At 73.2% G+C, this 12,797-nt stretch carries 9 protein-coding genes; 4 read left to right on the forward strand and 5 right to left on the reverse strand.

Features of this window, described 5'->3' with window-relative positions:
• Nucleotides 1-15: 15 nt before the first annotated feature.
• Nucleotides 16-729, reverse strand: coding sequence for an exonuclease domain-containing protein (locus tag ACWCWD_RS15685; RefSeq protein WP_450773266.1), 714 nt, complete (start codon nucleotides 727-729; stop codon nucleotides 16-18).
• Nucleotides 730-891: 162 nt separating this feature from the next.
• Entirely contained in the window at nucleotides 892-2,124 is a 1,233-nt protein-coding gene (locus ACWCWD_RS15690; RefSeq protein ID WP_450773268.1) for an SAV2148 family HEPN domain-containing protein, read from the reverse strand.
• A gap of 394 nt (nucleotides 2,125-2,518) precedes the next feature.
• Here ACWCWD_RS15690 and glgX point away from each other — a divergent pair, with 394 nt between their 5' ends.
• Nucleotides 2,519-4,720 carry a glycogen debranching protein GlgX gene (glgX, locus tag ACWCWD_RS15695; RefSeq protein WP_450773270.1) on the forward strand — a complete coding sequence of 734 codons (2,202 nt, stop codon included), beginning with the start codon at nucleotides 2,519-2,521 and terminating at the stop codon, nucleotides 4,718-4,720.
• Nucleotides 4,721-4,872: 152 nt separating this feature from the next.
• A complete protein-coding gene (gene treY, locus ACWCWD_RS15700; RefSeq protein ID WP_450773272.1) occupies nucleotides 4,873-7,281 on the forward strand; it encodes a malto-oligosyltrehalose synthase in 2,409 nt (802 codons plus the stop codon).
• Here treY and ACWCWD_RS15705 read toward each other — a convergent pair.
• The gene (locus ACWCWD_RS15705; protein ID WP_450773274.1) at nucleotides 7,259-8,215 is read right to left on the reverse strand and encodes a LysR family transcriptional regulator; all 957 of its coding nucleotides are present in this window, start codon (nucleotides 8,213-8,215) and stop codon (nucleotides 7,259-7,261) included. The genes treY and ACWCWD_RS15705 overlap by 23 nt on opposite strands.
• Before the next feature lie 99 nt (nucleotides 8,216-8,314).
• On the opposite strand from ACWCWD_RS15705, the gene lpdA reads away from it, so the two are divergent.
• Nucleotides 8,315-9,748 (forward strand): dihydrolipoyl dehydrogenase, encoded by a 1,434-nt coding sequence (gene lpdA / locus ACWCWD_RS15710; RefSeq protein ID WP_450773275.1) that lies wholly within the window; start codon nucleotides 8,315-8,317, stop codon nucleotides 9,746-9,748.
• 100 nt (nucleotides 9,749-9,848) lie between these two features.
• On the opposite strand, the gene ACWCWD_RS15715 is transcribed toward lpdA, so the two are convergent.
• Nucleotides 9,849-10,454 carry an FHA domain-containing protein gene (locus ACWCWD_RS15715; RefSeq protein WP_450773277.1) on the reverse strand — a complete coding sequence of 202 codons (606 nt, stop codon included), beginning with the start codon at nucleotides 10,452-10,454 and terminating at the stop codon, nucleotides 9,849-9,851.
• A gap of 232 nt (nucleotides 10,455-10,686) precedes the next feature.
• Here ACWCWD_RS15715 and ACWCWD_RS15720 point away from each other — a divergent pair, with 232 nt between their 5' ends.
• The gene (locus tag ACWCWD_RS15720; protein ID WP_450773279.1) at nucleotides 10,687-11,640 is read left to right on the forward strand and encodes a GNAT family N-acetyltransferase; all 954 of its coding nucleotides are present in this window, start codon (nucleotides 10,687-10,689) and stop codon (nucleotides 11,638-11,640) included.
• 26 nt (nucleotides 11,641-11,666) lie between these two features.
• Here ACWCWD_RS15720 and ACWCWD_RS15725 read toward each other — a convergent pair whose 3' ends face one another.
• A complete protein-coding gene (locus ACWCWD_RS15725; protein ID WP_450773281.1) occupies nucleotides 11,667-12,788 on the reverse strand; it encodes an alpha-L-fucosidase in 1,122 nt (373 codons plus the stop codon).
• Nucleotides 12,789-12,797 lie beyond the last annotated feature (9 nt).

Here is a 12,797-nt window from a genome sequence, read left to right on the forward strand (position 1 = left end):
CCCGCTCCCGGGCGGTCAGCTCTGCCGGGGAAGGAGTGGCCAGGCCGGCTCGACGACTGCCGCCGGGTCGGCGGTACGCCGCAGGTAGGCCTGCAGGGAGACCGACTGTTCGGCCGCCGCGCGCACCTGGAGGTCGTGCAGGTCCGCCAGCGGCATCGCCCCGACCGGGAGGTGCCTCTCCGCCATCCGGCGCACCACCAGGGCGGCTGCCACGGCGTCCGCCTTCGCGTCGTGGGCGGCGTCGAGCGGCACTCCGTAGTGGGCGCACAGGGCGTGGAGGGCCCTCTTCCCCTTCCGGTACTTGTCGACGTGCTTGTCGATCACGAGCGGATCGATGACGGGCGAGGGCGCGCCACCCAACCGCTCGCTGACCGACTCGACGCCGTACCGGCGGCACTCGCGGTCGAGCAGGGAGAGGTCGTAGCGCGCGTTCATCACCACGAGGGGGGTCCCCGAGCGCAGCCCGTCGGCGACGGTCCGGGTGATCTCCTCGACGGCGGCAGCGGCGGGCACTCCGCGCTCGCGGGCGTGGTCCGTCGAGATGCCGTGGATCGCCGACGCCTGCTCGGGTATCACCACTCCCGGATCGAGCAGCCAGGTGCGTTCCTCGGCGACCGTCCCGTCCGGACCGAGCCGCACGACCGCTGCCGTGACGATCCGGTCGGTCTCGACGTCGGTGCCCGTGGTCTCCAGATCGAAGGCCACCAGCGGCCCACTGATCCAGCTCATCCCGTACCTCCTCCGTGGTGCTTACTCCCAGTGAGGAACACCCTGCCACGCTCCACTGACACTCCGGCCGGCGGGCGGCCCGGCCCGGTGCCGCCGGGAAGGCGGACCGGCGTCTCCGGGAAGCCGGTCCGGCTCGTCCCGGACTTCAGACTTCAGGGAGCCTCAGGAGACCGGACGGGAGTCGGTCCACACCGACTCGAACTCCTCGCGGTACGTCTCGAACAGCCCGTGCTCGGCCTCCTGCCCCGCGCGGACGACGGCACGCCCGCCGCCCCGGAGGACCAGGACGGGTGCCTCCATCCCGCGTGCGCGGCGCAGGTAGGGCTGGACGACGCCGACCGCGTCGGGGCCGTCGCCGTCCACCAGGTAGGCGGTGAAGCGCGGGGTCTCGTCGAACACCTGGATCTGGAAGGCTCCCGGGTCGCGGAGTCTGGCGCGCACGCGTCGCATGTGGAGGATGTTCATCTCCACCGACCGGCTCAGCTCGCCCTTGCGGAGGTTGAGTTCCCGTTCGCGGCGGCGGACCGCGCTGCTGGCCGGGTTGATGAAGAGCAGCCTGATCCGGCAGCCGGTCTCGGCGAGCCGGACCAGGCGCCGCCCGGAGAAGTTCTGGACGAGCAGGTTGAGCCCTATGCCGATCGCGTCGAGCCGGCGGGAGTTGCCGAACAGATCCTCGGCGGGCAGCTGGCGCTGGAGCCGGACCCGGTCGGGGTGGACGGAGACCACGTCGGCGTACCGGTCGCCGACCAGGGACTCGACGGCGTCGACGGGCAGCCGGTCGGCGGAGGGCACGGCGGTCCCGCCGCCGAGGATGGTCAGGAGCCGCTGGGAGGCGCGCTCGGCCTGGGCGTGGACGGCCTCGTTGAGGGCGCGGTTGCGGGAGACGACGTTCCGCGCGACCTCCAGCTCGTCCAGGGCGAGCTCCACGTCCCGCCGGTCGTCGAAGTACGGTTCGAAGCACGGCCAATGCTGGACCATCAGCTCGCGCAGTTGAGGCAAAGTCAGGAAGCTCAGGACGTTGTCGTCGGCCGGGTCGAGCAGATAGCCCTTTCTGCGGGACACCTCGCGCACCGCGACGGCCCGCTGCACCCACTCCTGTCCGGCGGGTCCCGCGGCGGCCACCACCCAGTCCTCGCCGTTGACCGGCGCGTAGACGGGGCGCAGCACCGCGGCGACGACCGCGCGGAGCCGCTGTTCGACGAGATTCAGCCAGATGTACGCACGCCCGGCGCGCTGGGCGCGTGTCCGCACCTCGCCCCAGTCCTCGGCGCTCCATCCCAGCTCCGCGCCGATCTCCAGGGGTTGCGCCAGGGATACCGTCCCGGGCGGTCCGTCGTTCGGCTCCCCCTCGTGACTCACGTCACCCGGAGGCAGCTCGAACCCTCCCGAGCTCACCCGTACACCGCCTTCCACTCCCCCACCCAACGATCACGGAAGGGTACTCCGCGAGCACGGACCCGTGCAGCCCCCTGCCGAGGACGCTCCGTCAACTGGTGTACCGAAACCACGGGTTCCCTGGCGGGGGCCGGGAGGGAGTGAGCTGATTCATAGTGAGGTGACCAGCGGGGGGCCGGTGTTCGGGCCGGCGCCGGGGTTCCGCGGGACCCGTTCGGGCCGAGGGGGTGTCCTGCGGTGCGGCGTGTTGACGGCCCGCGCCGGGGTACACGGCGCACGGCGACCCCCGTTCGCGACCGCACCGGCCGACGTACTAGGTGTGCGCGCCTCTTTCGGGGATTATCTGGCTGAAGAACCGCACCACACCCGGATCAGAAGTGGAAGAGTCATATCTATGCAGGTCTGGCCGGGACAGGCGTATCCGCTCGGCGCCACGTACGACGGCGCCGGGACCAACTTCGCGGTCTTCTCGGAGGCCGCCCACCGCATCGAGCTGTGTCTGCTGCACGAGGACGGTTCCGAGACGGCGGTCGAGCTCCGCGAGACCGACGCCTTCGTCCGTCACGCCTACCTGCCCGGCATCATGCCGGGTCAGCGGTACGGCTTCCGCGTGCACGGGCCCTACGAACCCCAGAACGGGCAGCGGTGCAACTCCGCGAAGCTGCTGCTCGACCCCTACGCGCGGGCTGTCGCCGGGAAGATCGAATGGGGCGAGGCGGTGTACGGCTACCCCTTCGGGCGGCCCGACGCGCGCAACGACCTCGACTCGGCGCCGCACATGATGAGCTCGGTGGTGGTCAACCCGTACTTCGACTGGGGCGACGACCGCAGGCCGCGTACGGACTACCACCGCACGGTGATCTACGAGGCCCATGTGAAGGGCCTGACGATGCTCCACCCGGGTCTGCCGAAGGAGCTGCGGGGCACTTACGCGGGCCTGGCGCATCCGGAGGTGATCGCCCATCTGACGGAGCTGGGCGTCACGGCGATCGAGCTGATGCCCGTGCACCAGTTCGTCCAGGACCATCGTCTGGCCGACGCCGGACTCGCCAACTACTGGGGCTACAACACCATCGGCTTCTTCGCCCCGCACAACGCGTACGCCTCCTGGGGCGACCGCGGGGAGCAGGTGCTGGAGTTCAAGCAGGCCGTCCGGGCGCTGCACCAGGCGGGCATCGAGGTGATCCTCGACGTGGTCTACAACCACACCGCCGAGGGCAATCACCTGGGGCCCACGCTCTCCTTCCGGGGGCTGGACAACGCCTCGTACTACCGTCTGACGGACGACCAGCGCTACTACATGGACACCACGGGCACCGGGAACTCGCTGCTCATGCGGTCCCCGCACGTACTCCAGATGATCATGGACTCGCTGCGGTACTGGGTGACCGAGATGCACGTGGACGGGTTCCGCTTCGACCTGGCGGCGACGCTCGCCCGCCAGTTCCACGAGGTGGACCGGCTGTCGTCCTTCTTCGACCTGGTGCAGCAGGACCCGGTGGTGAGCCAGGTCAAGCTGATCGCGGAGCCCTGGGACGTCGGCGAGGGCGGCTACCAGGTCGGCAACTTCCCGCCGTTGTGGACCGAGTGGAACGGCAAGTACCGCGACACCGTGCGCGACCTGTGGCGGGGCGAGCCCCGGACGCTGGCGGAGTTCGCCGGGAGACTGACGGGCTCCTCCGACCTCTACCAGGACGACGGCCGCCGCCCGCTGGCCTCGATCAACTTCACCACCTGTCACGACGGTTTCACCCTGCACGACCTCGTCTCGTACAACGACAAGCGCAACGAGGCGAACGGCGAGGGGAATCGTGACGGCGAGAGCCACAACCGCTCGTGGAACTGCGGTGCGGAGGGCGAGACCGACGACCCCGGGGTGCTGGAGCTGCGGGCTCGGCAGATGCGCAACTTCATCGCCACGCTGATGCTCTCGCAGGGCGTGCCGATGCTGAGCCACGGCGACGAGTTCGCCCGTACGCAGAACGGCAACAACAACGCCTACTGCCAGGACAACGAGCTCTCCTGGGTGCACTGGCCCGATCCCGTACGCAGACCTGGCGAGACCGGTCCGGACGGGGAGGGCACGGGCGGGGAAGGGGCGGGCGAGGCCGACGGTGCGGAGACGGTACGGAGGCCGGGTGACGGGCTGCTGGAGTTCACCCGGGCCATGGTCTGGCTGCGCCGGGACCATCCGGTGTTCCGGCGGCGCCGCTTCTTCCACGGGCGCCCGGTCGAAGGCACCCACGACGAGCTCTCGGACATCGCCTGGTTCACGCCCGAAGGCGCGGAGATGACCCAGCGGGACTGGCAGGCCGCGCACGCCAAGGCCATGACCGTCTTCCTCAACGGGCACGCCATCTCGGAGCCCGGGCCGCGCGGCGAGCGGATCTTCGACGACTCCTTCCTGCTCATGTTCAACGCGGGCGCGGAGACGCTGGACTTCGCGGTGCCCGTCAACCACGGCGCGCAGTGGGAGATCGTGGTCGACACGGGCCGCCCGGAGGGGGTACCGCCCGGGAGCGGGCCCAAGGTCGCGGCGGGCGAGCACCTCTCGCTGATCGGCCGGAGCCTCACCGTCCTCAAGCGCCCCGCCTGAGTGAGGGCCCTCCCGCGATCCCCGGCGGGTGCGGGACCGGCGTCCCGCGCCCGCCGTCCGGGTGAATTCCGCCGGGTGCATCCGTGCGGTCACGGGCAGCCGGAAGCGCGGCGGGTGACACGGACGGGCCGCGAGTGGGTACTCAACCGGTCATGACGCCCACCGCCACGTACCGGCTCCAGCTCCAACCGGACTTCACCTTCGCGGACGCCGGGGAGGCGGTCGCGTACCTCGCCTCGCTCGGAATCTCCCATCTCCACCTCTCCCCCGTCCTGGAGGCGGTGCCCGGGTCGCGCCACGGGTACGACGTCACCGATCCCGGCCGGGTCCGCGCCGAGCTGGGCGGCGAGGAGGGGCTGCGCAGGCTCGCGGCGACGGCCCGCGCGCACGGGATGGGGCTGGTCGTCGACATCGTGCCGAACCACATGGCCGCCTCTCCGCGCCACAACAGGGCGCTGTGGGAGGTGCTCCGCGAGGGGCCGTCCTCGCCGTACGCCCGCTGGTTCGACATCGACTGGGAGGGCGGCGGCGGAAAGGTGCTGCTGCCCGTACTCGCCGGCCCGGTCGGCGACGAGCTGGGGCGGCTCGCCGTCGACGGGTCCGTGCTGCGCTACGGCGAGCAGGAGTTCCCGCTCCGGCCGGGCACCGAGGGGCTGGCGCTGCCCGGACTGCTGGATGCCCAGCACTACCGTCTCGGCTGGTGGCGGCTGGCCCGCACCGAGCTGAACTACCGGCGGTTCTTCACCATCTCGGACCTGATCGCCGTGCGGGTCGAGCACCCCGAGGTCTTCGACGCCACCCACGGCAAGATCCTCGAACTCGTCCGGGACGGTGTGGTCGAGGGGCTGCGCATCGACCATCCGGACGGCCTCGCCGACCCGGCCGGATATCTGGAGCGGCTGGCCGAAGGGACCGGCAGCCGGTGGACGGTGGTGGAGAAGATCCTCACGGGCGAGGAGACCCTCCCGGCCGGCTGGGCGGTGGCCGGGACCACCGGTTACGACGCGCTGCACCGCGTCGACGGCCTCTTCACCGACCCGCTCGGCTCGGCCGAACTCCTCGGCCATTACCGGGCGTTCGCCGATCCCTCGGCCGACCTGGGCGGCTCCTGGCCCGAGAGCGCACGGCGGGCCGCACGGCACGTCGTCGGCCACGACCTCGCCGCCGAGACGGCCTGGCTGACCCGGCTGGCCGTACGGATCTGCGCCCGGGACCCTCTGCTCCGCGACCACGCCCCGTGGGCGCTGCGCACCGCCGTGACCGAACTGCTGGTCCGCGTCCCGGTGTACCGGCCGTACGTCGCGGCGGGCGGCCCGGTCACCGAGTCCGCCGAAGCGGCTCTCCCGGACGCGGCGGTTCGGGACGCGAAGGCCGCGTTCTCCGTACCCGAGGAGGCCGCGGCGGTGGACGTGGTGCGGAAGCTGGCGCTCGGGAGGCTGGGGGACGGCCCCGAACAGGTCTCCTTCTGCGCCCGGTTCGCCCAGACCGCGTCCGCCCTGCACGCCAAGTCCGTGGAGGACACGGCGTTCTACCGGTACGTTCCGCTGATCTCGGCGACCGAGGTGGGCGGCCGGCCGGGCAGGCCCGCGGTGGAGCCCGCCGCCTTCCACGCGTTCTGCGCCCGGCTGGCGCGTGACTGGCCGACCACCGGCACGGTACTCACCACGCACGACACGAAGCGCAGCGCCGACGTCCGTGCCCGGATCGCTGTCCTGTCCGAATGCCCGCCCCGATGGGCGGAGTTGGTGCGTCAGGTGACAGGGGTGACCTCGGTGACGGCGCCGGACGCCCAACTCGCCTGGCAGGCCTGGCAGTCGGCCTTCGGCTGCGTGGACCTGCCGGTCTCCGAGGCGGCGGGCAGACTGGAGCCCGCACTGCTCAAGGCGGTGCGCGAGGCGGGCGTCCGCACCACCTGGACCGAACCCGACGCCTCCTACGAGCGTGCGGTGTCCGACTTCGTCGCGGCCGGCCCCGGCAGCGCCGGAGGGCCCGCCCGGGACCTCCTCGCCGCCTTCGCCCACTCGCTCGCCCCCCAGGTGCGGGCCAATGTGCTGGGTGCGGCGCTCGTCCATCTGACGATGCCGGGGGTCCCCGACCTCTACCAGGGCACCGAGCGGGAGTACCTCGCCCTGGTGGACCCGGACAACCGGCGGCCCTTCACGGAGCCGGAGAACGGAGCGGGATCCCCGGCGGCGGCCGAAGCATCGGGCACTTCGGCCGAGAAGGCCCGCCTGACCGCCACAGCACTCCGGCTCCGCGCCGAACTCCCCGACGTCTTCGGCGAGTCGGGGACGTACGTCCCCCTCACCGCGCGGGGTGCGGCGGCGGAGCACGCGGTGGCGTTCTGCCGGTCGGGCGAGGTGGTCACGGCGGTGACCCGGCTCTCGCTCCGGCTGGCCGAGGCGGGCGGCTGGGCCGACACGGTCCTGCCGCTCCCGGACGCCGGACCTTGGCACGATGTCCTTTCCCCGGAGGGGGAGTTCGGCGGCGGCGAGGTGAAGGCCGCCGAGCTGTTCGCCGCCCGCCCGGTCGCGCTGCTCAGGAGGGGGCCGCGGGGGTAGGAGGCGCGGGGGCGGGAGTGGCGGCCACGAGTCCGCCCGGTGCGGCAGGTGCCTCCGCGGGCCACGAGGCGGCCAGCAGATCGGTGAACCCGGCCGCCGCACCGGTCGGTTCGGTCCGTGCGAACACGGCCAGCGGCCGTCGCCACGGCGGATCGAGCGCGAGCACGGCGCAGTCCTCGCCGAGCGCGCCGCGCACCATGTGCGCGGGGGCCGCCACGATGCCCGATCCGGCCGCGGCCATCCGTACGGCGGTCGAGGTGTGTTCGGTACGGACGGCGGTGCGCGGGACGAACCCGGCCTGCCCGCAGACCAGGTCCAGGTAGGGCTGTCCGTCACTGACCGGCTCCATCGCGCACCGCACCCAGACGCGCTCGGCCAGCTCCCCCAGCCGGACGCGGGCCCGGCCGGCGAGCGGGTCGTCGAAGGGGACGACGACCACGATCTCCTCCTCGCCGATCTCGCGGACGTGCCCCGCCCACCCGGGCGGGACGGGTCCCACCGCGAGGTCGGCGAGGCCGCGTTCGAGGGCGTCGGAGAGGGCGGGGGTGCTCGCGTACTCGTGGAGGACGAGGGTGACGCGGGGATGTGCGTCGCGCCAGCGGGCGAAGACCTCGGGCAGGATGCCGACGGCGATCGCGTGGAGGGTCGCGAGGTGCAGTTCGCCGCCCTCCGCACCGGCGGCCGCCCGGGCCGCGCGCCGGGCCTGGGCGGCACTGCGGACGGCCCGCTCCGCGTGCGGGAGGTACGCCCGGCCCATCGGGGTGAGGCGCACCCCGCGCGGCAGCCGTTCGAGCAACTCGCCGCCGACGGAACGCTCCAGGGCCTTGATCTGGTGGGAGAGGGCGGGCTGTGTCACGTGCAGCAGTTCGGCGGCCCGGGTGAAGGAAGACTCCTCCACGACGGTGAGCAGATACTCCATCTGCCGCAGGCTCATGCGGTGGTTCCCTCCACGGTTCCGCCATGACGATCGTGCATGGATTCCACAGAAACATTGCCTTGGACTCATGGCAAGATCCGGGCCGAGAGTGGAGCCATGACGACGACGCGCGGAACCACGACCGTCCCCGCCCAGCCCGACGTTCTGGTGATCGGGGGCGGGACCGGTGGCTACTCCACCGCGTTGCGGGCGGCGGCCCTCGGCCTGACGGTGGTGCTGGCCGAACGGGACAAGCTGGGCGGGACCTGCCTGCACCGGGGGTGCGTCCCGAGCAAGGCGATGCTGCACGCCGCCGAACTCGTGGACGGCATCACCGAGGCGCGGGAGCGCTGGGGCATCGAGGCGAAGGTCGAGGCCGTCGACTGGGACGCGCTGACGGCCACCCGCGACGACATCGTGGCGCGCAACCACCGGGGCGTGGAGAGCCATGTGAGCCATGCCGGGGTGCATGTGGTCACCGGACACGCCGAGTTGACCGGTCCGCGCACCGCCCGGATCGGCGGTCTCGGCGAAGTGCGGGCCCGCCGCGGGGTCGTGCTCGCCACCGGGTCGAGGCCGCGGATGCTGCCGGGTCTCGTCCCGGACGGGCGGCACGTGGTGACGAGCGACGATGCCCTGTTCGCGCCGGGGCTGCCCGCCTCGGTGCTGGTCCTCGGCGGTGGGGCGATCGGGGTGGAGTACGCCTCGCTGCACCGCTCCATGGGGGCGGAGGTGACGCTCGTGGAAGCGGCCGACCGCCTTGTGCCGCTGGAGGACGCCGACGTCTCCCGGCACCTGGCACGCGGCCTGAAGCGCCGGGGCATCGAGGTGCGGACCGGGACGCGGGTCGAGGGGGCGGATCTCGTCGACGGCGGGGTGCGGGCGGTGCTGCGCGACGCCCGGGGCGGGACACGTGAGCTCACGGCCGAGCGCCTCCTGGTCGCCGTCGGGCGGACACCGGTGACCGACGGGCTCGGGCTGGCGGCGGCCGGACTGGTCGCGGACGGCCGGGGCCATGTGGCGCCCGCCGACTGGTCCCGGCTGGAGACCCCGGTGCCGGGCATCCACGTGGTGGGCGACCTGCTGCCGCCGCCGTCCCTGGGCCTGGCCCACGCCTCCTTCGCGGAGGGCCTGCTGGTCGCGGAGGCGCTGGCCGGGCTGCGTACCGCCCCGGTGGACTACGCGACGGTTCCCCGGATCACGTACGCGTCGCCGCAGACGGCGGCGGTCGGGCTGAGCGAGGCCCAGGCGCGCGACGCGGGGCACGACGTGGTGGTGAACACCCTGCCGCTGACCGCCGTCGCCAAGGGGATGGTGCACGGGCAGGGCGGGATGGTGAAGGTGGTCGCCGAGCGGGCGGGCCGGGTGCTCGGGGTCCATCTGGTCGGCCCGCACGTCTCGGAGATGATCGCCGAGAGCCAGCTCGTCGTCGGCTGGGACGCGGAACCGTCCGACGTGGCCCGCCACATCCACCCGCACCCGACCCTCTCGGAGGCCGTCGGCGAGGCGTTCCTGAGCCTAGCCGGGCGCGGTCTGCACCAGCGGGCCTGACGGGGCCGGGGCGTCGGCCGACCCGGAGGAGCAGTGGGTGGCCCGGTCTCGAAGGAGCAGCGGGCGGCCCGGTTTCGAAGGAGCAGCGGGCGGCCCGGTCTCAGAGGGACGGCAGGCCGCCGGGCGGGAGGGCCGCCGGCCGGTCCGGCGGGAGGGGCGGGGGCGCGGTCAGGCGGAAGGTCATGTGGCCGAAGCTCACCTGGTCACCCTCCCGGACGGGGACCAGGCCGACGACCCGCTGCCCGTTGACGCAGGTGCCGTTGGTCGAGCCGAGGTCGCGGAGCAGCCAGAGCCGCCCCCGCGCGGTGAGCTCGGCGTGGTTGCGGGAGACCGTCTCGTGGTTGAGCCGCAGTCCGTTGCCCGGGTCGCGTCCGATGAGCAGCGGGTGCGGTCCGGGTACGGGCAGCAGGAGTTGGGGCAGTTTTCCGGCCCGCCAGGCCATCCGCAGCCGCCCCGGGAAGCCCGAGACTCCACCCACCGCACGCAACAGCCCCTGGCCCCAGGCACGTTGCTCGCGGAGGTCGGCGGTGAGAGCCGCCAGGTCCTCGGGCCGGTGGGCGGCGAGGGCGAGTTCCATCCGGCGCAGGAAGGTGTCGTGGGAGAGACGGCCCTGCGCGGCACCCTCTCTGAGCACGCCGAGAACACGGTCGCGCTGGGCGTCGGACACCCGCGCGGGATACGTGTGGAACTCGGAGGAGGACGTCACAGGGTGATTGTCGGGCCGGGTGGCCCGGGGTGTCCAGAAGGGACGGTGACGGACCGGGGCGGGGAGGTGCGCCGGGCCTGAGGGCCGGGCGTACCGCTCGGCGCGCGGGGGCCTCTCCCGGGCGCTCCGGGTCGGGTGCGGGAAATGGCGGTGCGTGCGCGTCCGGTGCGCTGCTACCGTCTGCCGCCGCGAGCCCCGGTGATCTCCGGGGCCGACGATCCCCTGGAGCAACGTGACACCCGCTGTACCCGGCCTGACCTTCCGTCCGCTTTCCGGCCCCGCCGAACTCCCCCTCTTCCAGAGCCTGTCCTACGTCCTCGACCACGAGGTGGCCGAGGACCTGGAGGCAGGGCGGCGGAGTCCGTCGTGGCTCTGGGTGGCCCTCGACGGCGACCGGGTGGTCGCGCGGGCCGGGTGGTGGAGCGGCTCCGGTGGCGCTCCCGCGCTGCTCGACTTCTTCGACGTGGACGACGCGCTGCCCGTGGCCGAACGGCTCCGGGTCGGCGCCGCCCTCGTGGAGGCCGCCACGGCCGCCGTGGTGTCCCCGGACGCTCCTCGGCCGGAGTACGAGCGTTTCGTGCCGCCGGACTGGCGGGAGGATCCGGCCGCGCGGGCGGTGGTCGAGGCGCGGACCGGGGCCCTGGAGGCGACCGGGGCGCGGATGCTGGTGGAGCGGCTGCGGCTGGAGTGGCGGGCCGGGACCCCGGTGCCCGAGGACACCGGGCGGCTGCGGTTCCGGCCGGTCAGGGACCGCGAGGACCTGGTCGCGCTGATGACCCCGGTGCTGGAGGGCACCCTCGACGCGCACGGACAGCAGGACCTGGCGGCCGGGATGTCGGCCCGCGAGGCGGCCGAGCGGCACTACGACGAGGAGCTCGCGCGCTACTCGACCCCCCGCGACTGGTGGCGCGTCGGCGAGCTTCCGGACGGTGGGCCCGTCGGGTTCGTCGTCCCGGCGCGCAACAACTACAACCCGGTCATCGCGTACATCGGCGTGCTGCCCGGCCGTCGGGGTCAGGGGTACGTCGACGATCTGCTCGCCGAGGGGACCCGGGTGCTCGCCGCGCAGGACGGGGTCGAGCGCGTCCGGGCCGCCACGGACCTCGGCAACCAGCCGATGGCCGGGGCGTTCCGGCGGCTGGGGTACGTCAACTTCGAGCGGGCGCTCAACATGGTCTGGGACTGAACCGGGACCGGCCACCCGCCCCGTGATCAGCCGGCCGTCTCCGCTTCCGCCGTCCGGTCCTGCGCGAGCCATTCCAGCCGCAGCAGTTGCTCGTCGGGGATGGCGGCGTCCTCGCCGCGCGGTCCGACGTTGAGCAGCAGGTTGCCGCCGTCGGCCGCGGTCTCCCGGACCAGTGCGCCGAGGGTGTCGCGGCCGAGGAAGGCGTCGGGCGGGGAGTTGCGGTTGTAGCCGAAGCTGTGGTCGATGCCGCGGGTGATCTCGTACGGGTCGGGGCCCGTGTAGCGGGCGAACTCCGGTGTGCGGAAGTCGTAGTACGGCGGCTTGCGCGGGACGAACCCCTCGTCCTGGGCGACCGTCCGCCGCTCCCATCGGTCGTACAGCGCCCCGGCGCCCGGGAGGGCGAAGGTGCGCCAGAGCGGCGAGCGCGGCAGCAGCCGGTCGTTGACCACGCCGTGCGGGACGGTGAAGCGGTAGAACTCGATCAGCCGGCGGATCTCGGGGGTGCCGGCCGGCCAGGCGATGTCGTTCCAGAGGATGTCCGGACGGTATCGCTTGACGAGTTCCCGCAGTTGGGCGTCGGCGTAGGCGGGGTACGCGCCGCGCGGTACGGAGGCGAGCATGTCGGCGGCGGTGCCGACCGGGCGGCTGTCGAAGGTCCAGTCGAGCCCGCCGGAGTAGTACACCCCGAAGCGCAGCCCCTCGGCCCGGACCGCTTCCGCGAACTCGCCCACCACGTCACGGGCGGTGTGCCAGCCGGCCCGGTTCGGGTTGCGCACCTCGGAGGGCCAGAGGCAGTAGCCGTCGTGGTGTTTGGTGACCAGGACGGCGTAGCGGGCTCCGGCTGCGCGGAAGGCGCGTGCCCACGCGGCGGGGTCCCAGCCCGCCAGCCCGTCCTCGAACTCCCGGCCGAAGTCCGTGTACGGCTTGTCGCCGTACGTGGCCCGGTGGTGGGCGGAGACCGGGCTGCCGGGGAAACGGAGCCCGTTCTCGTACCACTCGGCGTACGAGGTCCAGGCGAGCGGGGCGGCCCGCCCGGCCGACGGGAGTTCGGCGGGCGCGGTGTAGGGCGGGGCCCAGCCGGGGACCGACGCGGGCGTCCAGTGCACGAATATCCCCAGGCCGGCCTGGGTCCACCATTGAGCAACCATGGCGCGAAG

The sequence above is a fragment of the Streptomyces sp. NPDC001493 genome (genome assembly GCF_053597235.1).

Coding starts and splice junctions, on each gene's coding strand:
- ACWCWD_RS15705 (WP_450773274.1), bottom strand. CDS start 8,215: ATGAGCCTGCGGCAGATGGAGTATCTGCTCACCGTCGTGGAGGAGTCT.
- ACWCWD_RS15725 (WP_450773281.1), bottom strand. CDS start 12,788: ATGGTTGCTCAATGGTGGACCCAGGCCGGCCTGGGGATATTCGTGCAC.
- glgX (WP_450773270.1), top strand. CDS start 2,519: ATGCAGGTCTGGCCGGGACAGGCGTATCCGCTCGGCGCCACGTACGAC.
- treY (WP_450773272.1), top strand. CDS start 4,873: ATGACGCCCACCGCCACGTACCGGCTCCAGCTCCAACCGGACTTCACC.
- ACWCWD_RS15685 (WP_450773266.1), bottom strand. CDS start 729: ATGAGCTGGATCAGTGGGCCGCTGGTGGCCTTCGATCTGGAGACCACG.
- lpdA (WP_450773275.1), top strand. CDS start 8,315: ATGACGACGACGCGCGGAACCACGACCGTCCCCGCCCAGCCCGACGTT.